General features: G+C 65.3%; 21 protein-coding genes, 1 tRNA gene and 1 pseudogene. 5 read left to right on the top strand and 18 right to left on the bottom strand.

Features of this window, described 5'->3' with window-relative positions; translation table 11 throughout:
• From MFF04_RS08705 to MFF04_RS08685, 5 genes are all read right to left on the bottom strand, one after another.
• Positions 1-378 carry a hypothetical protein gene (locus MFF04_RS08705; protein ID WP_238275104.1) on the bottom strand — a complete coding sequence of 126 codons (378 nt, stop codon included), beginning with the start codon at positions 376-378 and terminating at the stop codon, positions 1-3.
• A gap of 142 nt (positions 379-520) precedes the next feature.
• Positions 521-949, bottom strand: coding sequence for a group III truncated hemoglobin (locus MFF04_RS08700; protein WP_238275103.1), 429 nt, complete (start codon positions 947-949; stop codon positions 521-523).
• A complete protein-coding gene (locus tag MFF04_RS08695; protein WP_238275102.1) occupies positions 946-2,202 on the bottom strand; it encodes an aminopeptidase in 1,257 nt (418 codons plus the stop codon). Before MFF04_RS08695 ends, MFF04_RS08700 begins: the two co-directional genes overlap by 4 nt.
• 66 nt (positions 2,203-2,268) lie before the next feature.
• The gene (locus MFF04_RS08690) at positions 2,269-2,562 is read right to left on the bottom strand and encodes a DUF2218 domain-containing protein (RefSeq protein ID WP_238275101.1); all 294 of its coding nucleotides are present in this window, start codon (positions 2,560-2,562) and stop codon (positions 2,269-2,271) included.
• A gap of 240 nt (positions 2,563-2,802) precedes the next feature.
• Positions 2,803-4,266 (bottom strand): FAD-binding oxidoreductase, encoded by a 1,464-nt coding sequence (locus MFF04_RS08685; protein ID WP_238275100.1) that lies wholly within the window; start codon positions 4,264-4,266, stop codon positions 2,803-2,805.
• Between the two features lie 134 nt (positions 4,267-4,400).
• Between MFF04_RS08685 and MFF04_RS08680 the strand changes: the two genes are divergently transcribed.
• The 3 genes from MFF04_RS08680 to MFF04_RS08670 all read left to right on the top strand — a co-directional run bounded on the left by MFF04_RS08680 (position 4,401) and on the right by MFF04_RS08670 (position 5,755).
• Complete coding sequence (locus MFF04_RS08680) at positions 4,401-5,099, top strand: fumarylacetoacetate hydrolase family protein (protein ID WP_238275098.1); 699 nt, start codon at positions 4,401-4,403, stop codon at positions 5,097-5,099.
• Positions 5,100-5,103: 4 nt separating this feature from the next.
• The gene (locus MFF04_RS08675; RefSeq protein WP_238275096.1) at positions 5,104-5,595 is read left to right on the top strand and encodes an NUDIX domain-containing protein; all 492 of its coding nucleotides are present in this window, start codon (positions 5,104-5,106) and stop codon (positions 5,593-5,595) included.
• 85 nt (positions 5,596-5,680) lie between these two features.
• Positions 5,681-5,755: transfer RNA gene (locus tag MFF04_RS08670), tRNA-Gly, on the top strand.
• Positions 5,756-5,932: 177 nt separating this feature from the next.
• Here the strand turns inward: MFF04_RS08670 and MFF04_RS08665 are convergent.
• The 3 genes from MFF04_RS08665 to MFF04_RS08655 are packed head-to-tail and all read right to left on the bottom strand — an operon-like array spanning position 5,933 to position 8,771.
• The gene (locus MFF04_RS08665; RefSeq protein WP_238275095.1) at positions 5,933-6,988 is read right to left on the bottom strand and encodes a CBASS cGAMP-activated phospholipase; all 1,056 of its coding nucleotides are present in this window, start codon (positions 6,986-6,988) and stop codon (positions 5,933-5,935) included.
• Positions 6,988-7,449, bottom strand: a complete 462-nt coding sequence (locus MFF04_RS08660; protein WP_238275093.1) for a type II CBASS E2 protein — start codon at positions 7,447-7,449, stop codon at positions 6,988-6,990. Before MFF04_RS08660 ends, MFF04_RS08665 begins: the two co-directional genes overlap by 1 nt.
• Positions 7,450-7,454: 5 nt before the next feature.
• Positions 7,455-8,771 (bottom strand): nucleotidyltransferase domain-containing protein, encoded by a 1,317-nt coding sequence (locus MFF04_RS08655; RefSeq protein ID WP_238275092.1) that lies wholly within the window; start codon positions 8,769-8,771, stop codon positions 7,455-7,457.
• An 81-nt stretch (positions 8,772-8,852) separates the two neighbouring features.
• Between MFF04_RS08655 and MFF04_RS08650 the strand changes: the two genes are divergently transcribed.
• Positions 8,853-9,731, top strand: coding sequence for a BrxR family helix-turn-helix transcriptional regulator (locus MFF04_RS08650; protein WP_238275091.1), 879 nt, complete (start codon positions 8,853-8,855; stop codon positions 9,729-9,731).
• Between the two features lie 29 nt (positions 9,732-9,760).
• Here MFF04_RS08650 and MFF04_RS08645 read toward each other — a convergent pair whose 3' ends face one another.
• The 6 genes from MFF04_RS08645 to MFF04_RS08620 all read right to left on the bottom strand — a co-directional run bounded on the left by MFF04_RS08645 (position 9,761) and on the right by MFF04_RS08620 (position 18,749).
• The gene (locus MFF04_RS08645; RefSeq protein WP_238275090.1) at positions 9,761-11,212 is read right to left on the bottom strand and encodes a DUF8370 family protein; all 1,452 of its coding nucleotides are present in this window, start codon (positions 11,210-11,212) and stop codon (positions 9,761-9,763) included.
• A 10-nt stretch (positions 11,213-11,222) separates the two neighbouring features.
• On the bottom strand, positions 11,223-11,708 hold the full coding sequence (locus MFF04_RS08640; RefSeq protein ID WP_238275089.1) for a hypothetical protein: 486 nt from the start codon (positions 11,706-11,708) through the stop codon (positions 11,223-11,225).
• Positions 11,709-11,716: 8 nt separating this feature from the next.
• Positions 11,717-13,117, bottom strand: coding sequence for a restriction endonuclease subunit S (locus MFF04_RS08635; protein WP_238275088.1), 1,401 nt, complete (start codon positions 13,115-13,117; stop codon positions 11,717-11,719).
• On the bottom strand, positions 13,114-14,598 hold the full coding sequence (locus MFF04_RS08630; RefSeq protein WP_238275087.1) for a class I SAM-dependent DNA methyltransferase: 1,485 nt from the start codon (positions 14,596-14,598) through the stop codon (positions 13,114-13,116). Before MFF04_RS08630 ends, MFF04_RS08635 begins: the two co-directional genes overlap by 4 nt.
• Entirely contained in the window at positions 14,598-17,930 is a 3,333-nt protein-coding gene (hsdR, locus tag MFF04_RS08625) for a type I restriction-modification system endonuclease (RefSeq protein WP_238275086.1), read from the bottom strand. The genes MFF04_RS08630 and hsdR overlap by 1 nt, the downstream gene beginning before the upstream one ends.
• Positions 17,931-18,458: 528 nt before the next feature.
• On the bottom strand, positions 18,459-18,749 hold the full coding sequence (locus MFF04_RS08620; RefSeq protein ID WP_238275085.1) for a hypothetical protein: 291 nt from the start codon (positions 18,747-18,749) through the stop codon (positions 18,459-18,461).
• Between the two features lie 121 nt (positions 18,750-18,870).
• Here MFF04_RS08620 and MFF04_RS08615 point away from each other — a divergent pair, with 121 nt between their 5' ends.
• On the top strand, positions 18,871-19,116 hold the full coding sequence (locus MFF04_RS08615) for a helix-turn-helix domain-containing protein (RefSeq protein WP_163777615.1): 246 nt from the start codon (positions 18,871-18,873) through the stop codon (positions 19,114-19,116).
• On the opposite strand, the gene MFF04_RS08610 is transcribed toward MFF04_RS08615, so the two are convergent.
• The 4 genes and pseudogenes from MFF04_RS08610 to MFF04_RS08595 all read right to left on the bottom strand — a co-directional run.
• Positions 19,083-19,463 carry a hypothetical protein gene (locus tag MFF04_RS08610; protein ID WP_238275083.1) on the bottom strand — a complete coding sequence of 127 codons (381 nt, stop codon included), beginning with the start codon at positions 19,461-19,463 and terminating at the stop codon, positions 19,083-19,085. The two genes, MFF04_RS08615 and MFF04_RS08610, sit on opposite strands and share 34 nt — an antisense overlap.
• Positions 19,447-19,920 (bottom strand): hypothetical protein, encoded by a 474-nt coding sequence (locus MFF04_RS08605; RefSeq protein WP_238275082.1) that lies wholly within the window; start codon positions 19,918-19,920, stop codon positions 19,447-19,449. Before MFF04_RS08605 ends, MFF04_RS08610 begins: the two co-directional genes overlap by 17 nt.
• A gap of 115 nt (positions 19,921-20,035) precedes the next feature.
• A complete protein-coding gene (locus MFF04_RS08600) occupies positions 20,036-21,115 on the bottom strand; it encodes a hypothetical protein (RefSeq protein ID WP_238275080.1) in 1,080 nt (359 codons plus the stop codon).
• Between the two features lie 14 nt (positions 21,116-21,129).
• Positions 21,130-21,417 (bottom strand): annotated as a pseudogene (locus tag MFF04_RS08595) (recombinase family protein); the annotation flags it as partial.
• Between the last annotated feature and the right edge of the window lie 27 nt (positions 21,418-21,444).

Genomic DNA, 21,444 nt, shown 5'->3' with positions numbered 1-21,444 from the left:
TCAGTCGAACAGGTGCTTCGACGAGGCGCCGCCAAGGCTGATCTTGCGTCCGCCGCCGCCCGAGGGAGGGGCCGCTGCGGGGGCGGCCGGACGGGCGGGCTTCAGCCGCGACTGCCCGTGGATCACTGCGCCGATCTCGCCGGCGGCCCGCACGAGATCGTCCCGCTCGCAGGTGCGGGCGACCGTAAGCCCGAGCTGGTGCATGTGGCTCTTGCCGTAGAGATAGGCCGCGAGCTTCGCCCGCATCAGCGGCGGGATCACTGCCAGCAGCTCCGGAAGGTCCTCGGCCTCGGCGCGGTAGATGGCGCCGAGCTGCTCCATGGGAATCGGGCAGTCGGGGTCGGGGACGGCGCCGCTCGTCGGATGGGCCTGGGTCATGCTCTCCTCCGCGTGAACCGCTCCGTGGGTCGCGCCGCCGGCCCGAGGGTGGGCCGGCCGTCTCCTCGGAGCAAGGGATCGTCTCGTGGGGCCTTCCGGCGCCCGGTCGGGAGAGCCTAGGAAGCCGATCTTAACGGACCGTTTACCCTGTCGGGGCCGCGGCCTGCACCCTCCCCCGCCCCGCCGGCCCGTGCTCCTCGGGGCGGAAGAACAGGCCCTGCTGGAGGCTGTCGGCGATGCGGTGCGCCTTCTCGCGCAGGAGCGCCGCCGCGTCCGGCGCGAGCATCTCGGCGGTCGTCTCCTCCCACAGCGCCAGCCAGCGGGCGAACAGCGCCGGGCTGAGCCGTGGCGCGTGCCGCTGGTGGACGCCGAACGGGTTCCCCTTGTAGCGGCCGCTTCCGAACAGCACCGAGGACCAGAAATCGCCGATCCGGGCGAGATGCGCCGGCCAGTCGTGGACCGCGTCCTCGAAGATCGGCCCGAGCTCCGGGTCGAGCCGCACGCGGCCGTAGAACCGGGCCAGCAGCGCCGGCAGCTCCGCCTCACTCAGCACCGGCGGCTGCGCGCTCACACCCACTCGCCGGCCCGCATCACAGGCACCGCCCTGCCCTGCCCGTCGAGGCCGTCGACATCGACGTCCGCGGAGCCGATCATCCAGTCGATGTGGATCAGGCTGCGGTTGGCGCCCCGCTCCGCGAGGTCCTCGGGGGATAGCCCGGCGCCGCCGTTCCGGAAGCACTTGCTGTAGGCTTGGCCGAGCGCGATGTGGCTCGCGGCGTTCTCGTCGTAGAGCGTGTTGTAGAATAGCAGCCCGGAGGCGGAGATCGCCGATCCGGCCGGCACCAGGGCGACCTCGCCGAGGCGCCGGGCGCCCTCGTCGGTGTCCAGCACGCGGGCGAGCACGTCCCCGCCGGTGCGCGCCGCCGATTCGACGATCCGCCCCTCCGCGAAGCGCACCCGGATGCCCTCGATCAGGGTGCCCTGGTAGGAGAGCGGCTTGGTGCTCGTCACGTGCCCCTCGACCCGCAGGCGGTGGGGCGTCGTGAACACCTCCTCCGTGGGGATGTTGGCGTTGCAGGTGATGCCGTTGCGCGAGGTCGCCGCGCCCCCGCACCATTCGTGGTCGTCGGCCAAGCCCACGGTGAGGTCGGTGCCCGGGCCGGTGAAGCGCAGGGCCGCGAAGCGGTAGCCGTTGAGCGTCTCGGTGCGGGCGCGGAGCGCGGCGTTGTGGTGGGTCCACGCGGCGATCGGGTCCGGCCCGTCGCAGCGGGAGGCGGAGAAGATCGCGTCCCAGAGCCGCGCCACGGCCTCGTCCTCCGGGAGGTCCGGGAAGACCGTGCGGGCCCAGGCCGGCGTCGCCGCGGAGACGATCGTCCAGTTGGTGGCGAAGTTGGCGATGAGGTCGAGGGCCGGTTGATAGGCCTGCGAGCGCGCCCGGTTGGCGCGGGCGACCCGGCCGGGGTCCTGGCCGGAGAGGAGTGCCGGGTCATCGCCGCTGATCGCGAGCCGGGCCGCGCCGTTGCGATAGGCCTCGGCCATGCCGGCGTAGAGCCAGCCGGCGGCGGTGTCGAAGGCGGCCTCGTCGGCGTGCTCGAAGCGGGCGAGCGTCTGCCTGTCGTCGGCCAGCAGCGTGGTGACGAGGCTGGCGCCGGCCCGGTAGGCCTCCGCGGTGATGGCGCGGGCGAGCGGCAGCGCCTCCAGCGGCGCCGTCAGCACCAGCTCCTGCCCCTCGCGCAGGTTGAGCCCGACCCGGATCGCCACCTGCGCCAGCCTGTCGAGGCGCTCCGCGAAGGCGTCCGCCCCCGATCCCGTGCGTGCCGTCATCTCTCGTTCCGCTCCGCGCGTCGAACCCGTCCGCAGGGGCTCAAGATCGGTCCGCGGGCGCCCGAATCAAGCGGCGCGGGACCAGGTGATGTCGCCGAGCCCTTCCCGGAAGGCGAAGCGCAGGAGATGGTCGGAGACGACGTTCTCCAGCCGGGTGAGGCCGGCGGGGTCGGAGGTGGCGACGCGCATCAGCAGGGCGTCGGGCTCCGCGTCGAAGGTGCAGACGCGGTCCTCGCCGAAGGGCACGCGGCCGTGGCTGGCGTCGCTCTCGACGGGGAACTTGTGGCTCCAGTGGCGGCAGAGCTGCTGCAGGTAGCGGCTCGCCTCGGCGGTCGGAACGCGAGCCTGTGACGTCGGCATGCCTCTCTCCTCGGGTCTGGCGGCGCGGCCGGTCACGGTCGGCGCTGCCGCGATGCAGCACAGGATCGACCGTCGCCGTTAACGCCCCGATAACGCTACGGCCCCTGCCGGAGCGTCGGCGAATCCTCGGGCGTCCCCAGCGTCGGCCCGCATCGGCGCCTTTTCATGGCGCAATGCGGCAAACAATCTGGCGCGGAACTGTGCGCTGCACAATAGCCTTGGAGAGGTTCTTTCCACCGATCAGGGAAGGGCGCGGGGCGGGTTGGCGGAGAGCGCCACGACCTTGCCGGGGTTGAGGAGGTCGCGCGGGTCGAGGGCGGCCTTGAGGCGGCGCATCAGGTCGAGGGCGACGGGGTCGCCGTAGTGGAGCAGCTCGTCGCGCTTGATGAGCCCGACCCCGTGCTCGGCGGCGATGGAGCCGTCGAGCCGATCGACGATGTCGTGGACGATGCGGTTGAAGCGCTCCCACTCCGCCAGGAAGGCGGCCTTCTCCATGCCCTCCGGCTGGCTGAGGTTGAAGTGGATGTTGCCGTCGCCGAAATGCCCGAAGGCGCAGGGGCGCAGGCCCGGCATCGCCTGGACGCAGGCGGCTTCCGCCTCTTCGAGGAAGGCGGGCAGCTTCGAGAGCGGCACCGAGACGTCGTGCTTGATCGAGCCGCCCTCGCGGGTCTGCGCCTCGGGCAGGGTCTCGCGCAGCTTCCACAGGCCGGCGTTCTGGGCCTCGCTGGCGCCGATGGTCGCGTCCTCGACGCGGCCCGCCTCCATCGCCTCGCCGAGCGCCTCCTCCAGGGCGGCGGCCGGATCGTCGCCGGGGCGCGCCGTCGAGACCTCGACCAGCGCGTAGGTGTGGTGCGTGCCCTGGAGCGGCCGGCTCACGCCGGGCACATGCCGAAGCACGATCTCCAGTCCGAAGCGGGGCAGCACCTCGAAGCCGGTGAGCCCGGCGCCCACGCGCCGTCGCACGGTCTCGAGGAGCGCCAGGGCGTCCGCCGGCGAGGCCAGACCGCAGAACGCGACCGCCCGGGCGAGCGGCTTCGGGAACAGTTTCAGGACGGCGGCCGTGACGATGCCGAGCGTGCCCTCCGAGCCGATGAACAGGTGCTTGAGGTCGTAGCCGGCGTTGTTCTTGCGCAGGCCCTTCAGGCCGTTCCAGATCCGCCCGTCGGCGAGCACGACCTCCAGCCCGAGCACGAGGTCGCGGGCGTTGCCGTAGGCGAGCACGTTGGTGCCGCCGGCATTCGTCGCGATGTTGCCGCCGATCCGGCAGGAGCCCTCGGCCGCGAGCGACAGGGGAAACAGCATCCCCGCCCTGTCCGCCGCCGCCTGGACCTCGGCGAGGATGGCGCCGGCCTCGACGGTGAGCGTCGCGCTGACGGGATCGATGTCGCGCACGCGGGTCATCCGCTCCAGCGAGAGCACGACGCCCCCGTGCGGCACCCCTCCCCCGACGAGGCCGGTGTTGCCGCCATGGGCGACGATGGGAACGCCGGCCCGCGCGCAGGCCTCGACCGCGAAGGCGACCTCCCCCGTGTCCGCCGGGCGCAGGAGGGCCGCCGCCCGCCCCCGGTAGAGGCCGCGCGCCTCGGCGAGGTGGGGACCGAGCGCGGCGTCGTCCGTCTGAACGGCGGCCTCGCCGAGCCGGGCGCGGAGATCCGAGAGGAGGGCCGTGAGACGAGCGTCGTCGGGCTCGGCGTGCGCGGGCATGAGGGGCCTTCGGGCAGGGACGGGCTGGCGCCGGGATGGCCGCCGCCGGATCGCGTTCCTAGATAGCAGCCCGGTCGCTCTCCGGGCAGGCGTTCCCGCACGGAACGCCGCCGGCGCGCCCTCGCGAGGTTTCCATGCTCTCCGTCATCCCGAACCCGCCCCGCATCGGTCTGCCGATCGACGGCAGCGAGGACCTGTTTCCCGTGCGGCGGGTCTACTGCGTCGGGCGCAACTACGCGGCGCATGCCCGCGAGATGGGGCACGATCCGGACCGCGAGCCGCCCTTCTTCTTCATGAAGCCCGCCGACGCGCTCCAGGTGGTGACCGGGAGCGAGCCCGTTCCCCATCCCTACCCGCCGCGGACGGAGAACTACCATTTCGAGGTCGAGCTGGTGGCCGCGATCGGCACGGGCGGGCGCGACATCCCGGTTTCGGAGGCGCTGGACCACGTCTACGGCTATGCGATCGGCCTCGACATGACCCGGCGCGACCTCCAGGAGGAGGCCAAGAAGCTCTCCCGCCCCTGGGACCTCGGCAAGGCCGCCGACGCCTCCGCCCCGATCGGCCTCCTGCACCCGGCGGCGCGCATCGGCCATCCGCAGCGCGGCGCCATCACGCTCACCGTCGATCGCGCCGAGCGGCAGCGGGGCGACCTCTCCGAGATGATCTGGTCGGTCGCCGAGCAGATCGCCTTCCTGTCGGGCTATTTCGAGCTTCATCCGGGCGATCTCGTCTTCACGGGCACGCCCTCCGGGGTCGGGCCGGTGCGGCGGGGCGAGACGATGGAGGCCGCGATCGAGGGGCTCGGGCGGATCGCGCTGGCGGTCGCCTGATCCCGTGCTCCTCGACCGGCCGTTCCTGCGCCGCCTCCTGCATCTCGGGGCGCTCGCCACCCGCGGCATGACGCTCGGCGTGCGCGGCGCTGCGATCGACGACCGCGGCCGCGTCTGCCTCGTGCGCCATACCTACGTGTCCGGCTGGCACCTTCCCGGCGGCGGCATCGAGCCCGGCGAGGCGCCCGAAGTGGCGATGGAGCGCGAGTTCCGGGAGGAGGCCGAGATCGCGCTGGACACCGGCGCGCGGCTGCGCCTGCACGGGTTCTACCGCAACACCGCCGGCGCCGGCCGCGACTACGTCGCCCTATACGTCGCGCCGGCCTTCCGGGTGCTGCGCGAGAAGGCGCCGGACCGGGAGATCGCCGCCTGCGGCTTCTTCCCCCTCGACGCCCTCCCCGAGGAGACCACCGCGCCGACCCGCGCCCGCCTCCGGGAGATCCGCGAGGGCCTGCCCCCTGCCCCGCTCTGGCAGTTGGAAGCCGGCATCGATTGAGCGCTTGCAAGCCCCGGCGGAATGGTGTTTAGAGAGCGCCGTCCGGGGCCGCGGGGCGAAAGCCTCCGCCGCCACCGCGCTGTGAGCGGGTGTAGCTCAGGGGTAGAGCACAACCTTGCCAAGGTTGGGGTCGAGGGTTCGAATCCCTTCGCCCGCTCCAGTTTTCCTTGTAGGTGTCAGGAGTTTACGAACGGGCCGCGCGAGCGGCCCGCGTCGTTTTTACGGCCGGGGTTCCGCCGGGGTTCCCTGGCCAGAGGTGCTGTCTGGTTATGTCCGGTGCCAATGCAGCCCTTCTGCTCTGAGGTTCCGTCGGAGCGTTTTGGCCCACGTCCGCTGTTCACGAGCCCCGGTCGCGGGGATGTGCCGGGGCACACGGCAGGAATGGAAGGGCGCGCTCCTTCAGAAACAAGGCTTCAACATGATGGCCCGAGCCTTCTACGAGACTGCGAGCTACCAGCGGCAGTCCCCGCAGGGCGCGAGTGACATCGTCCATTTGGATCGCCTGATCACTTTCGGGCGGGTCGATGCGGACGACATTCGGCTTGCCAACAAGCAAATAAGCCTGTCCCAGCGCATTCTTTGATTGGGCGCGGGCTGCTGCATCGAAAGCACGGCGCCAGGCCCAGGTCACCGCGCCACCCTCCTTGGCCTGCTCGTTGACCGTAAACGTCGCCTCACCAGTCCCCAAGCTCAGGACACGGACGTTCTCACGGGGTATATCGAAGCAAGCGAGCGCATCAACGACGGCATTCATGACGGGATTATTGGCCCAGACACCCCCGTCTAACATGATGTAGCCGTCAACCTCGACGCCTGGGAAGTAGGACGGCGCCGCGGTCGTATGCAGCGCGACATGCGCGAAGCGTTGATGACGGTCCTTCTGATAATCTGGGTGGTGCGGGGTCTTGTAAATGAACGGCTCGCCGTATCGTCCCTCGAAACTCGGTATCACCAGCCGGGTCGTTGCTGCGTCGAGCACGGCGTCGCCGAAAACCTGCAATAACTCGTTCTTCAAGGGCGCAGAATTGTATTTTGGCCGCATTATCCATCTTAGGTTGCGCGCCAGCACCCCAAGCCGCTGTCGTGACGGAAAAATTCGCGGGCCTCGGTCCTGGTAGATCGCGAGAGCTTCCTTGGCCGTTAGGCCGTAGGCTAGAGCCAGCGCGATGATGCCGCCGGTCGACGTGCCGGCGATCATGTCGAAATATTCAGCGATTGAGGCCCCGCTAACAAAGCGCTGTTCAAGTTCGGCGAGATACGCGGCCGGGAACACCCCACGAATGCCTCCGCCGTCTATCGTCAGAATTCGAAACGGGCGGTCCACCGGCCAGGGCTGACGTACGCGCGTCGTCTGCGACGTACCATCCGAACGTCGCGGCGGGACGTAGTTCATCACTCCTCCATCGTATCCTTATGAGCGCCTCGTCCATGTCGCCCGCCGCCGTGCCACCGGCCCGTCGCGAGCCAGCCCTCGTAGCAGGCGAGCCAATCGGCGGCCCACGGCACGGTCGTGTGGGCCACAAGATCGTCGTGGGACCACTCGGACTTGCTGGGATCGAATAGGCAAAGCGGCGACAGGGTGGTGTCCGGCTCCTCAAAATAGACGTGCGGCAGGGGTGCTTCCTCAGCCGTATTAGGTTTCAGGATGAGTCTGGGAGACAGGACCCGCACCACGGGAAACCTTGCCGACATCCCCTTACCATCCCTGTGGTCCGGAAGGGCGAACTCCAGCGACAGTCGGTGCGAGCGCTCGACACCTATCAATCCCCCAAACCAGAGCGCATGCGTCGTCGACTGCTCAGCTACCTCGAAGGTCGGCCAGCGGCGCGCCATTGCGCCGATCTGCTGTCGCACCGACTTCACCCCTTCCACCTCGTACCGAAGAAGGTGTGCGGCCTCGGCTGAGCAGGACCGGACTTCACCACGAACGGGGCAGCAGCCGCCACGCTCGGCACGATCCGCCCCAGAGGCGACACCAGACGATTGCCGCTCTGGATGGATCGACCGATAGTCGCAGCATATTCATCGACGGTGGACTGAGCCGGGCCTTCACCGAACATGGCTACAAGCAAGTCCCGCTTTTGATCGAGCATCAGGCTGTCGGACATCAAAGCCGCCAATTGCTGGCGCAGCAATTTCAGGTCCTCAATATAGAGGCGTTGCGCCTGACGGTTCTCAGGCCATCGGTCCGTGAATCGCTCATCCTGGCAGCGCGGGTTCCGAACATCCACCAGGCGTTCTTCGCGTTCGGCGGCTTCGAGCGTCGACTGAATCGCTCCTGCGATAGACTCCAAGGCTCCCGCGATGCTCGCTCCTGGCACTGACGTTTCGGCCGCGATCTTCGCCATCATGACCGACGGCGGCAGTCTCATTCCCTTGCGCTTCTCATGCCTGAGATTGCGGTTTCGCTTCAGGAGCTGCAGCGCAACGACCGTCGTGGACTTGCCCCCTTCGATCGTCGAATGGGCCGGCACCGGTTTCACCTCGGCATCAGCGAGAATGGCGATCCTGTCGAAGGCCGCCGCCCGTTCCGCATAGGCCATGGCGAAACTGACGTTGGCGGGGGTAAGCTCGTTGAACCAGTCGCAGAACGCGAAGCTGTTCATGAGCACCCGCTTGTGGGACGCGGGCGGTTCTTCAGCCTTCGCATGGAATAGGCAGCTGAGGCGTGGAGCGCGCTCGTCGATCAGGACCGTCGGCGTCACGTCGAGGTGCATGCCATCTGCGTAGTAGACCGTCACGCAACGGGTCTGCCGTTCGACCATGCCATGGTATCTGGAGCCGGGTGGCCCGTTGATCGCTGCGAAGAGGAGGTCGAGCACTTCGGCCGGTGTCAGAGACAACGGCAGGATCAATTCGGCGATGATATCGATATCGAACCCGTCGACGCGCTTCCGAGCCTTGATCGTGGCGCGGATCGCCATGGACCCCTGCGGGTAGAAAATCCGAACGCGATCATGCAGCGGGCTATCCGCGCGCTCGATATGCTTACGGATCGCTTCGTAGCGATCCACGGCGAGCTGATGCAGGCTGGGCGGTAGCTCAATCCGGATCGCCGTCCCTGCGAGCAGGATTTCACCGACAGGGGCCGTCGGTCCGAGAGGCGGATTGCTCCAGAGATTGTTCATGTCGCCCGCCCCTGTTCCGGGTATGTCCAGCGTGCCGTCGTTGACCACGCTGGCTCGAAGAAGATAGTTTCTATATGGGTCTCCTCAGGAGACCTGTCAAGAAACTATGCTGATCCGGGGACGCGCGTTGTGGACAGTGATGACAGCAAGCTGCGCTGGGGGACGGAGCAACGGCTTGAGTTCATTGAGTTCCTGACTTTTTGGGAGGGTGGGATTCGCCGTGGCGACATCACGTCCCGTTTCGGCGTTTCCGTTCCGCAAGCGTCGAACGATCTGACCCTCTATCAGAAGCTCGCACCTCGGAACCTGCGCTACAATTCCAGCGAGAAGCGCTATGTCCCGACCTCGGATTTTGCGCCGCGCTACCTCAAGCCCAACGCAGAACGGTACCTCGTTCAACTTCAGGCGATCGCAAATCGGGTTATCACGTTGGCCGACACGTGGATCGCAAATGCGCCTGATGTGGGCGTAATGCCGGTTCCCGGACGGCGGATCGAGCCGGCGATATTGAAGCGGCTCATTGACGTCATCCGGACGGCTCGATCAATCGAGGTTCACTATCACTCGATGAACAAGCAGCGACCGGATGCCATCTGGCGGCGTATTACTCCTCACGCGTTCGGCAATGATGGCCTTCGTTGGCATGTGCGCGCCTTCTGCCACATAGACGGCACGTTCAAGGACTTCGTTCTCTCCCGCTGCCGTGAGCTGCGCGCCGACGGAATGGCCGGCGCGCCTGCTTCCGCCGATCGGAATTGGCTGACGATGTTCGACGTCCATCTGATCCCGAACCCCGAGCTTTCCGAAAGCCAGCGGGAGACGATCGCGATGGACTACGATATGCGCAACGGGCGGATCACCGTTCCCGTTCGGTGCGCCCTCCTCTACTATTTTGAGAAGAGGCTAAGGCTTGATGTTGGTTTGAAGAAAGATCGGCCGGCAGAGAAGCCGGTTGTCGTCGCCAACTGGAAAGAATTCGTGGAAGCGCGTGACGCAAATATTGATTAACATCAAAGTGGATTTACTTTGCATCCGATCTACAGTTTGCTCGCAGACGGCTTTTGCTCAGCGTCGATGACTATGATCGGTCGAACAGGCTTCCCAGCCATCACGAGCACGTTCCTCTCCGCGTACAGCTTATCCAGCTTCCCGCCCATCTGGCCCACGTCCACGACGACGTAATAGGCCGCCGCGGCTTCCTCGGCAGTCGCGTAGGTGTCGAGTTGCCGCGTGTAGCCCGCCACGACCTTGCCGTTCGTGGAGAGCTTGATTTCGACCAGCACGCGCCCGGTGAAGCCGCTCGACACTTTGAAGTCGACCGGTCCATTCCCCGTGTCAGCCTCGGGCGTGAGGTCGAGGTCGTTGGCCTTGCAGAAGGCGTGGGCCACGACGAAGAACAGCCGTTGCGCCGCCTTTTCCGCCCGTGGCTTCCCCTCGTGGTACAACTCCTCTGACAGGCGCCGATCCTCGACGAGGTGGCGGAAGTTCTCGATAATCTTGTCCACGACGGACAGGATCGCCTCTCGCGTCCAACCCTGCCGCTTGTCTATCTTCTGTATGCCGTCATTTTTGAACGTCGAAAGAAGCCGGCTCCAGAAGACCTCCCCGGCTGGGTCGGCGCTGAAGTCGTAGCTGGTCGCCGGGATGCCTTTGAGGAGATCGAGCAGGTCGCGGAACGATGCGTCGTTCGATAAGGCCCATCCCCGGATCGTGGCCTTGTCCCGCCTCGTCTTCGCCGCCCATACACCGGCGATCCGTTCGTTCAGGTCCGTGCGAAGGGCCGCGTTCTTCGACGCCGCGTCGCCTACGCTATCCCAGTCGGTCGCGACAGGAAGGTCGCGCAACACGTCACGGGGCACGAGGATGACCGGACCTCCGCCAGCATCGTGAGGATTGCGGGGCAGATCGCCGCCGAACCGCTCACCATTGGAGAGAGTGAAGGTCATCTGCCCAGTCTGGAGATCCAGGGCTTTGCAGATGGCTTGCGTGTGGGCGATCAGCACCGGCAGGATGATCTTCGTTGTCATGTCGCTGATGCGATCAGGCCCGATACCCTCCTCAATGAGCGCCATCGCAACGAAGAGGTCGGGATCGGTCACACCGAGTTCGATGATTTCCGACGCGGTCTGAACCAGCGTGCTTGTCTGGACCGTGCCCCCGCCGCTGCCACGGATCGTCGACGCGCCGTAGCCCAAGCAGGTGAACGGCACCTCAGGAAATTGCAGCTTCCGCTCGGCTGCGCGCCAAGGCACGTCGCCCCGCGCTTTCGAACCGGCGATGAGCTTGATGACCGTCTCGAAGTAGCCGTTGAACGTCTGCCGTGCGTCCGCCGCAAAAGACCTGTTCGCCGCGTGGTCTAACAGCATCGGGTCGATGAACAGCTTCGTGTCACCGTTCAGGACCGGGTCGAAAATCCCGCGGTCGGCTAAGCGCTGAGGGTCGATGCCGAAGTGCTGCGAGAAGAGGGCCGGGTCGCGGAGCTTCGCCATCTGCGGTTAGCTACTTCCTCCGCGCCGGCCACTTCCCAAGGCGCTCGGTCAGGTTCGCGACGTAGCTCCAGCCGTTCTCCCGTGATCGCCGCTCGGAGCCGAGCACTCTCTCGTCAATCGCATGCCGCAGTTCGTCTTCCCGTTTTGAGCGCCGCGCGCGAGCGAGGCTGTCGCTCGCCATGCTCTCGGCCGTCACGCGAAGGGCGGCTTGCAGCACGTGCTTCTTCTCGGCTTCGTAACCGTCACCACCATCGCTGTCGAAGGCCTGCTCATGCAGGGTCCGGATCGCGCCATCCAGCACCGGTCCGACGGGCACCTTGCTGTCCTGGGCATGTTCGAGGAAGCGGAAGAACTCTTGCGTCAGCCGGTGTGATCCATCTCCAGCGGCAAGGCTCCGAAGCAGCACGACGACAAACGCCTCGAAATGCTGCTGCGAAAGTTCGCGATCCCAATCCCGGCGTTCTCCTCCGCCTTCGATCACGGTCAAGTCAGGCATGTCGGCTCCTATCCTGTCGCGCGCCGGCCGCGGCGGGCAGTACGGACGGGCACCCCTTCACGCTGAGCCTTGATCCGCTCCAGGAGGACGCTGGCGGGTTCGTCGGTTGGATCCTGCGGCACGAGTTCGCCCCGGAACGCCTTGGAGAGTACGGCCCGATCGAGGTGGTCGAGAAGCTTGCGGGCGCTCGTAGCCTCCTTGGCGAGGCGATCAATCCAAGTAAAGGCGGATTCGATCCCACGAACGATCTCGCGTTGTTCTGCAATCGGAGGCGTCGGGAGGCGCACAGCACTCAAGGTATCGAGATTGATATTCTTCTGGGCGGTTGCCGGAGCAAAAGTCTCCAATTCTGCCCGCGCTGTCCGAAGGAAGAACTCCACGAAGCTGGTCTCCGCTCGATCGGCATCGGGTATGAATCCGACGACACTGTCAGGGAAACAGGCTTCGATGGCGAGGATGGCTGTCTGCGCAATATTGGCCGCAATCGTGATGCACACAGTGCCAATTGGCCAAAGCCGGCTCTGCCCCAAACCAAAATCGCTATAGGTTTCGACGAATGACGTAACGTAACGTTCTGCGGCCCTTACCTCTCCCGTCTGAATGAACGGATGGTCTCCTCCGAACAGCTTGGGATCATTGCGGGGACGGTGACGTGACCTCCCACGATCGAGGTCACCGAGTTCAGGAAGCCGCAGCCACTGCCATTGAGCTGGAAGCTCATACGGCGCGAAAAACTCGCGCGAAGCAGAGAACTTCGAGCGGATCGTCTCGGCTTGCCGCGGCACCACCGCGAACGACGCGGGCGAAGCTCGACGCCACTCCTGCGTGAGATCGCCTCGAAATGCTGCCGCGAGTACGGCTTGCTTATACTTTTCGACGAGGCGGGGGATGTGGTTGAGGTGATCGCGTGCGCGACGCGCTTTGACCGAAAAGCTGTCGATCTTCGCTACGATCCGCCGCTGTTCGGGCAATGGAGGCAGCGGGAAAGAATGAGCTAAGAAAGGGCCACGGTTGATGTGCTTCATGGTGCTCCCATGAAGATGCTCGCTGGCTATCAGCTCAACTATGGAAACTCGCAAACCGTAAAAGAGAAATTGCTTGTCGACCATATTGTCATTCGGCACAACCCTGAAGATATGCTGATTGAGAACGGCCGGCTCTCTGTCCCAAATGAAGGCGTCCAATGTGGCAGACCAACTAACAAGGATGTCTCCCGGCTCCACGAGCAATTCGGCATCAACGGTTCGCTTTGTCCTATTTAATGCCCGTCCGGGGTCCGTAAGATTCTGAATGCGAATGATAGGGAGGCCAAATTGTCCCCAGTCCGATGGCTTAAACGCCATGCCATTTAGGTAGCGGCCTGTATCAGCAATGGTTGCGGCAGCCCAACCCCTGGGAAGCTCGCTCATTCCGCCGCCTCCGCGACGATCGCGACCTCGTCCCCAACCTCCAACTCCTCCGATAGCGTCTCGATCTCCTCAAGGGCAGCCTTCAGATGCCCGATGATGGCAGCGGCGATGTCCTCCGGTTCGGTCAGGGCCTCTTCCGCCTCCGCTTCCGTGTCGCGCAGCCAAGCGATGTCGAGGTTGTCGTTGCGGTCCTTGATGGCTGCCCGGCTGAAGCTCTTCCACCGTCCGACCTCGCCTTGCGACTTGCGCGCGGCCTTGCCATTCGGATCGTCGCCATAGGCGGCTTCGAAATCGGAGAAGTCAGCGACGGTGAGCGGGCGCGTTTTGCCGAAGGCCGGCATGTTGGCCCGCATGTCGTAGACCCAAACCGCCTTTGTGTTGGCCTTGTCGGTGGGACCGCGCCGGAAGAATAGCACGTTCGTCTTCACGCCCTGAGCGTAGAAAATGCCGGTGGGCAGCCGGAGGATCGTGTGCAGGTCGCACAGGTCCATCAGCCACGTGCGCAATCGCCGTCCGGTGTTGTCCTCGAATAGCACGTTGTCGGGCACCACCACCGCAGTCCGCCCGCCAGTCTTGAGGGCGCGCACGATGTGCTCGACAAAGGCGAGTTGCTTGTTCGAGGTGTCGGCCGTGACCGAGAAGTCGTTGCGGGTTGGCCGGCCGCCTCCCTTCTTCGTGCCGAAGGGAGGATTGGTCAGGATCACGTCCGCCTTCGCCAGCGCCTCACCGTCCGGCGACAGGGTGTCGATGTTGTCCACGCCTCCTTCGATCCCGTGGAGGAGGAGGTTCATCATGCAGAGTCGATGGGTGTCCGTCACAAGCTCGGCACCGCAGAGCGCGTGGTGGCGTTGAAAGAACGCCTGGGCCTCGTTCAACTCGTACAGGTCGTCGGTTGCGTCCTTCACGAAGCGGTCGGCGGCGACGAGGAAGCCGGCCGTGCCGGCGGCCGGGTCCTGCACCGTCTCACCCGGCTGCGGCTTCATGAGCCGCACGATGCAGTCGATCAGCGGTCGCGGGGTGAAATACTGGCCGGCGCCGGACTTCTTGTCCTCGGCGTTCTTCTGGAGCAGGCCCTCGTAGAGGCTGCCCAAGCCATCTTCGCGGGCCGAGAACCAGTCGAGCTGGCCGATGTTCGTCGTCAGCGTCTTCAGATTCGCCGGCCGTTTCAGGCGGGTCTGCGCGTCGGTGAAGATCGCCCGAACGAGCTCGTCCTTCACGTCAGGCTTGCCGAGGTCGATCATCATCTGGCGGTAGTGCCGAAGCTGCTCTTCGCCTTCGAGCTTGGCGAGCCTTGACCAGCGATAGGCTTCCGGCAGCCGCTCTTCGCGCAGTTTTCCGTTCTGGTCCGGCACTTCAGCCAGCATCTTGAGGAAAAGAAGGTAAGTCAGCTCAGTGACGTACTCGCTATAGCTGACGCCGTCGTCCCGCAGCACATGGCAGAGCGCCCAAAGTTTCCCGACGATGTCATGGGTCGATGTCATCAGCCCGCCTTCTTCCACATTTCTTCGTTGATACCGGCGAGCACGCTCTCCAGCTCGCCGCCAAATACCTTGTTCAGCCTCGTGAAGCCGCCATCGGCCGCGAACGGATCGCGGTCCAGCGCCTCTCGATCGACAACGACTTCCTTGCCGATCTGCTCTCCGATGCGGCGGAGCCACCGCTTTTGCGGCTCGGTCCAGGTCCGTCCGGCCAGGATAGCGCGCATGGCGTCGCGCACGCGATCTTCATAGGGCAACAGCGGGTCGCCGATCGCCGCCTGGCGCACGAAGCCTATGATGGAGGCGGCAATATCCTCGTTCTTCGCGTCGGCCCATGCGCGCCGGAGACTGGCCTCGGAATAGCCCTTGCGGTCGAGCGCGAGCCGAAGCTCCTTGAGGTCGGCCCGCGTGAGATCGCGCGGGCGCTGAACGACGAGCTTCAGGGCGGCGATCGTATTGACGTTGTCGCGGACAAAGGCCGTGAAGCTGTCGAGGAAATCTTCCGGCTTGTCGGCGGCCCCATAGCCGCGAGTCACCGCAACGACCTCGTCGGCATGGTGGGAGATGGGTACGAACCGCGGCGCATCGCCGTCCGCCTGCCAATCCAGCACGGCCCCGAGGGCGGCGCGACCGGCGAACCAGCCCGCGAGTTGGTGCGGCGAGGCATCAAGCACCCGCTTCAGCACGGCCTCCGGTGCCTCGCCCGCCACAGCCTCGATCCGCTCGCGGGCATCGGCGGGCAGCTTCTTGATCCGGCGCCGCAGCTTGACGGCGAGCTGGTCGCGAATGGTCGCGCGCTGCGCGTCGTCCTTCGCGGCCACAAGCTCGGTCACGAGCTGTTCGAAGCTGATCGACGGGTTGACCACGACCGGCTTCATGTCGGTCAGGCCCTGAAGGTGAACATAGAGGTCAACGGCGTCGAAGATGCGGAACACCTCCTTGCCGATATCGGGGCACTGCCGTGTCGCTCGGCCGATCATCTGCTCATAGAGGATGCGGCTGTTGACACGTCGTAGGAAGACGAGGTTCGTGATGGACGGCACATCGATGCCGGTCGTGAGAAGGTCAACCGTGACGGCGATCTTCGGGTTCGCGTCGTTGCGGAACGATCGGATGAGCTTCTGGACGCGATCGACGCTCCCCGTGATCTTCTTGACCGCGGCGTCCTCGATCTCGCCGTAGGCGTCCGCGAAGGCATCCTTGATCGCCTTCACGATGATGTCGGCATGGGCATCCGTCGCGGCGAAGATCAGCGTCTTGCCCGGCAATGCGGGGTCAATGTGCTTCGCCAGTTCCTCGGCCACAACCTGGTTGAAGGGCTCCGTGATGACCTTCTTGTTGAACTGCTCGACCTCGAAGTGGATCTCATCCGGTGCATGGGCGAGGTCGATTTCGCCGGAGCGCGTGTCCAGCAACTCAAACTGCTCATCCTTGGCGAAGGCGATGCCCGCGCGGGCGAGCGCCGTCTCGATTCGGATCGGCGGCTCGTGGTCGATCAGGTAGCCGTCAACGACAGCCTCCCGATATGAATACCGGAAGACGGGATCGCCGAAGATGTCGGTCGTGTGGAGCGCCGGAGTTGCGGTCAGGCCGACCTTCACGGCATCGAAGTAATCCAGCACACGGCGGTATTTCGAGACATAGTCGTCCTGACTGCGAAAAGTGAGTTCCGAGTCGGACATCTCGCGGTCGAGAAGGTAGCCGCGGTGGCATTCATCGATCACCATCAAGTCGTATTGGTCGATGGGTGGCGCTTCGGACGGGTCGGCGGTGAAAAGCACCCGTTTCACGAGGCCCTGAATGGTGCAGATATGCACTTTCGTCTCAAGCTCGGGCGTCACGTCCTCCAAGCCCTTCAGCCCGAAAATGTCTGCGAAGGTCCTGCCCGACACCACCTTGGTCGTCGAGAACTCGCCTTCTGTCTGATGCCCCAGGGCGCTACGGTCGACCACGAAGCAGATGCGCCGGAAACGCTTCACCGCCAGCAGCCGGTAAAGCATGGCGATGGCGAGCTTCGTCTTCCCGGTGCCCGTCGCCATCGCGACCAGCATCGTCCGGCGGTCGTCCTCCAAGGCGCGCTCGACCGCTTCGATCGCGTCGCGCTGGTACGGCCGGAGCGGGAAGCCGAACTCGAAGGGCTGCACCTTCAGTGCGGCAGATGCGGCGTCCTGATCCACCTCCAGGAGCCCAGCGAGCCCTTGCGGCGTAGGCCAGTCCACGAGCGCACGACGGTGGTTGGCGGCGCGACGGGTGTCGCGGAACCAGATGCCGCTCTCCGTCTCGATCTGCTTCAGGTATGAGCGCCCATTCGCGGCGAAGACGAAGGGCACCGTGTGTTCGCCCCAAGGACCACCCGCCCAGACAAAGTCTGCGGACGGTGTCACACCGCTTGAGTACCGCTCGGCCTGATCAATCGCGGCCGAGACGTTCTTGCGTCGCCGCTTCGCCTCGACCACGGCCACGAACTGCGTGCCTACAAACAAAGCGTAATCGGCCGGCCCATTAGCCGTCGGCCATTCGACAATGGCCATGTTCCGCCCCTTCGCAGGCCGAATACCCGCCGCGTGACGAAAGGTCTTCGTGTCAGCTTCCCAGCCGCGGTCACGCAATTGCTGATCGATAAGTGCACGCGTCTCGGCCTCGTCGAGGTTGATCTTCGACGCAGCCTGCTCGCCCAGTTCGACAAAGTGCAGGAGGTCGGCCCGCGGCGCGTCCTCGGCTGCGCTTTGGACCGCAGATAGCTGCGCAGCCATCTCGACGCGTGCTGATTCGTTGTCCTGGGCGAGCTGTTCCCAAACGGCGCGCTCTTCAGCTTCTCTCTTCAGCCGCTCCTCAAGGGTCACCCGCGCTCGGCTTTCCCTCTCGGCCCGCTCTTGGGCAGCAACGGCAGCCTCGGCCGTTTCGGCCACTTTGCGCTGAAGCGCAGCGATCTCCTCCCTCAGCCCCAGCGTCGCATCGACCGGCTCCGGTGGCGGGACAAACGGGCCGGGGTTGAAGTTCGGCTCTCTGCCGTAGGTCCGGTGGAACCACAGCCCGAGCTGGCGAGCGAACTTAAGGGCGGTCAGCGCCTCGGCGTGACTGCCCTTGAGTTCGTGGACGGCGGGGTTCCCGAGCTTGCGAAGCGCATGGAAAACATCCGCTGCCTCCTTCGGAATGAGACGTTCATAGGCCAGTCGGCGAAGCGTCTCTTCGAACGTCTCGCGCTCACCGCGGTACAGAGCGTTGCGGGCGGCGACGAGTTTCGCCATGAGTTCGGCGAATTGCCGCAGCTTGATGATGGCGGTTGACGGGTCTTCGCGGAAATAGCGCTCGGCCTGCGCGCCAAGGGTCGCCAAGCGGAGGTCGTGACCTCTCAGATACCCAAAATTGACGCTCGCCCGTGTCGCCTCGCTCATGCTCGGCTAGATTGCACGTTCTCGCGTTAGTGTCTCGGGCTTTGGCTCCGGAAAACCCGTAAGCTGGCTTGGGCTAACGGACGACGCACTCCACCGACGCTCGCGCCACCCGCGTGCAGCGGATTATGATCTCCTCGGTCCGCTTCATCATCACCCAAGCCTCCACGGCTGGCCGCGCGGCGAGCCCCTTCGCCATCTCCACCGCAACGAAGTCCCGCGCCGCCAAGCGAAGCCCATCAGAGATGGCTAGCCGCGAGAGCAGCCGGTCGACCGTAGCGGCATACTGGGCAGGCCGCCCATCGATCATCAGCGTCGTCTGCCCCGGTGGTCCGCCGTAGGAGACACGAGGTTCGGCCCCACCCGGTGTGGCCGAGAGCGTCAGGTACGCCAGCCCGGAAGCCAAGGCTACTCCGGCCCAGCATCGTGCGCGGTGCCAGCCTCCGGCCGCCCTGCCCCACGAGAACGGCATCACGCGAGCCTCCGACGGATGGCATTGCGGACGCGCCGCCACTTGCCCTGCTCGGCGCTATGGGAGCGAAACCACGCGGCGTGCTCCTCGATAAGGGCGGCGTGCTCGGGGTCGTCGGGGTGGCTGACCATCATCTCATCGGCCAGCCGCTCGATCTCGGCGCGCGGGATCAGCCGCGGCAGGATCGCACCCTCCACGATGGCCCAGCCGATGCCGATGACCATGGGCGAGAGGGCGGTCGCGATCAGGACCCACTTTCCGACCGTCCATAGAGTGGCGGCGGTGTCCATCTTCGGTCGGCACCCCCCACGCGAGCGTGGATGTAGACTATCGTCCTCATCTTGAACGCGGAAGAGAAAAGGGACTCAAAGTCCGTGGACCGATAGTCCACATCAGCGGCCCGCTGCGGGTGTGGACGATGCTGAGATCATCAAGACGGTTGCCGCCAACGTGCGGCGCCTGCGAAAGGGGGCCGACCTCTCGCAGGAGGAGCTGGCTCATGAAGCCGGCGTTGACCGGACCTATGTCAGCCAGGTCGAGCGCGGAAAGCGCAACGTCACGATCACCGTCCTGGCGCGCCTCGCCCGCGCACTCATGACCACGCCTGATCGGCTCTTGATTGATCAGCCTGACGGCGGCCCTAACTCATCCGAATAGCGCGGGCGGCGCTTGTCCATCGGCTCGTCGTCCGCCGCCACGGCCGCGCGGAAGAACTCGTAGAAGGGCCGAAGGCGCGAGTCGTACACGTGGTCCGGCGAGACATCGCCGCCGCGCATCGTGTCGCGAAAGACGATCGCGTCCTTGAGGCCGTAGGGCAGCGCGACGAAGCCGAACATGGCGGCCAGACAGTCGACACGGAGGCTCGCGCGGCGCGCCGCCTTGTCGATGGGCTGGAGCGTCGGCCAGCGATCCTTCCGCCAGCGGCGCGCGTGGCGGAGGAGGCTGAGGGCGACTCGGCGGTAGGGCGCGGGCAAGGCGCGATACGCCTCAAGCGCGTCCGACATCGGCCGCCTCCTTCGGCGCAAACGCACTGACCCAGTCGGCCGGCGTCATCGCGCTGGCGACGACGAGCACGCCGGCCGAGCCCGAGTGCTCCAGCTTCGCCGCCACCCGCTCGCTGTAGGTCTCCGGCAGCCGCGCCCGGAGCGCGATCTCAAGCAGCCGGTCGGACTTCACCACCTCGTGCCCGACCAGCTCGCCCCGCTGGAATACCGGCCGCGGCACGCCGTCGAACACGCGGGCGTGCAGCTCGGCCTCCAGGGCGGCGGCGTAGCGGTCGAGGGCGAGCGTCCAGGCGTCGCCGAAGGCGGTGTCGCGGTCGCGGAGCTTGTAGGCAGCGTCGCGCGAGATGCCGATCGCGTCGGCAGCCGCCGTCACGTTCCCGCAGCCGGCGAGGCGGTCGAGGAAGGCCGCGCGCCGATCGGGGCTCAGCTTCCTATAGGTCCGGGCGGGGGTGCTCATGCGCTGATTCTACGCTTTCGACGCCCCTCGCGCGCGGGCGAAACGATGGTCGATCTGTCGGACCTCTCTGGAGCAAAGCGGGGCCGCAAACCCGTAATACCGTAGACCGGTTCTCTCAGCGCGAGATAGTCTCTGCCAGGGTCATATTTGCCTTTGACAATAGCCAGAATAGCGGGAAGTGAGAGTCTTCCTTACAAGCGCGGCAAGTCACCTGCTCAGCTACCAGAAAACGGGCTGCGGCCCGTTTGCCGATCCGTAGCCGCGCCTTGCAATGTGGGCACATCATAAATTCTAGTAATGTGCGCGTGAGACTTTCCATGAGAGGTGAGCGCCCTTCGCCGAAAAGGGCGTGGTTCGCCCCTAGCGCGACGAGTAGACAATAGCTCCGGAATGAGTCCTCAACCTGTCGCATTCGCGAATAAAGCGCAATCTGAATGGAAAGCGCGAATATCATTATATAGGTGAGCCGTAGATAGACGAACTCGAACACGTCGTCATCAAATGAGTTCTTGAAGATAAAATTTAAGTTGAGAGACTCGGTTTTCAGCAGGGGCTTACTGCCCGTGACAAGATGCGTTGCTTTGTCGAACGGGTTGCTCAGACCTGTTGCGAGATCTCTGTTGTAAAGAATGTCGTAGATCAGCTCAGCGCTGAACGCGCTAGGAACGTCAAGCTTCGCTATGGCCGCCGCAAAGATGTCTTTTCGCCTGCCGGGTTGGAGGCGCCGCGCGTCCATATGCTCGTTTGGCGCTTCAGCCAGCGCGCGATAAAACCCTTCTTCGTCGCCACAAGCCCAGGCCGCAAGGAACAGATTCTCCTTCAGGGGCTTCCGCAACAACGCCAGAGCGACAGTAAACTTCCGCTTCTCCAGCGCTTTCAGCCCCTCATGCACGAAGTGCAGGAAGTCGGAGAACAGAGCTAGGTTAACTTGATTGAGCGCAACCCGTCGGGCCTCGTCAATATAGCCTAAAGCCTCCAGCGCGGTCAGCGGGTCCTCAGCGGACGTGCGCTCGAAGGCATCCCTATCCGCCTCAGAGCGGAAGGTGAAGCGAACCTCACTTGCCCCGGAGGCCTCCGCACCCCGCAGCAACTCGAGCATCATGTCATGCAAATGGAAGCACAACTCGTGCTCGTCGTGGTGCCGCGCCGGAATTAGGGTGAGGCGCTCGGTATCGATGATGCCAAGGTTCGCCACGCCGCTACTCGCTCCTAAGCGTGCGCCGCCGGGCTTACAGATTTTCCCGACGCTGCCATCGGGAGTTCTCGGCAGACCCGACACACGACCGACTTTCCAACGCTCAAGCTCGCCGCGATTCGGTTGATGCTAATGCCTAATCCCCGCATTTCCGCGATGCGGCGTTTCACGTCCGCTCCTACCGAGGGTCGACCCACATGGATGCCTCGGGCGCGAGCCCGGTTCATGCCGGCGCGAGTCCTTTCGATCAGCATGCCGCGTTCGAACTCGGCAAAGACGCCAGCCATCTGAAACATGGCGCGTCCCGCGGGTGGAGTGCGCCCCTATCG

The sequence above is a fragment of the Methylobacterium jeotgali genome, from assembly GCF_022179345.1.
Classification (GTDB): domain Bacteria; phylum Pseudomonadota; class Alphaproteobacteria; order Rhizobiales; family Beijerinckiaceae; genus Methylobacterium; species Methylobacterium jeotgali.
This window is presented reverse-complemented; position numbering and strand designations above follow the sequence as displayed.

Bases quoted from the DNA above. Each gene is read 5' to 3' on its own strand.
- MFF04_RS08705 (WP_238275104.1), bottom strand. From the start codon at position 378: ATGACCCAGGCCCATCCGACGAGCGGCGCCGTCCCCGACCCCGACTGC.
- MFF04_RS08695 (WP_238275102.1), bottom strand. From the start codon at position 2,202: ATGACGGCACGCACGGGATCGGGGGCGGACGCCTTCGCGGAGCGCCTC.
- MFF04_RS08690 (WP_238275101.1), bottom strand. From the start codon at position 2,562: ATGCCGACGTCACAGGCTCGCGTTCCGACCGCCGAGGCGAGCCGCTAC.
- MFF04_RS08685 (WP_238275100.1), bottom strand. From the start codon at position 4,266: ATGCCCGCGCACGCCGAGCCCGACGACGCTCGTCTCACGGCCCTCCTC.
- MFF04_RS08680 (WP_238275098.1), top strand. From the start codon at position 4,401: ATGCTCTCCGTCATCCCGAACCCGCCCCGCATCGGTCTGCCGATCGAC.
- MFF04_RS08665 (WP_238275095.1), bottom strand. From the start codon at position 6,988: ATGAACTACGTCCCGCCGCGACGTTCGGATGGTACGTCGCAGACGACG.
- MFF04_RS08645 (WP_238275090.1), bottom strand. From the start codon at position 11,212: ATGGCGAAGCTCCGCGACCCGGCCCTCTTCTCGCAGCACTTCGGCATC.
- MFF04_RS08640 (WP_238275089.1), bottom strand. From the start codon at position 11,708: ATGCCTGACTTGACCGTGATCGAAGGCGGAGGAGAACGCCGGGATTGG.
- MFF04_RS08635 (WP_238275088.1), bottom strand. From the start codon at position 13,117: ATGAGCGAGCTTCCCAGGGGTTGGGCTGCCGCAACCATTGCTGATACA.
- MFF04_RS08630 (WP_238275087.1), bottom strand. From the start codon at position 14,598: ATGACATCGACCCATGACATCGTCGGGAAACTTTGGGCGCTCTGCCAT.
- MFF04_RS08620 (WP_238275085.1), bottom strand. From the start codon at position 18,749: ATGGACACCGCCGCCACTCTATGGACGGTCGGAAAGTGGGTCCTGATC.
- MFF04_RS08610 (WP_238275083.1), bottom strand. From the start codon at position 19,463: ATGTCGGACGCGCTTGAGGCGTATCGCGCCTTGCCCGCGCCCTACCGC.
- MFF04_RS08605 (WP_238275082.1), bottom strand. From the start codon at position 19,920: ATGAGCACCCCCGCCCGGACCTATAGGAAGCTGAGCCCCGATCGGCGC.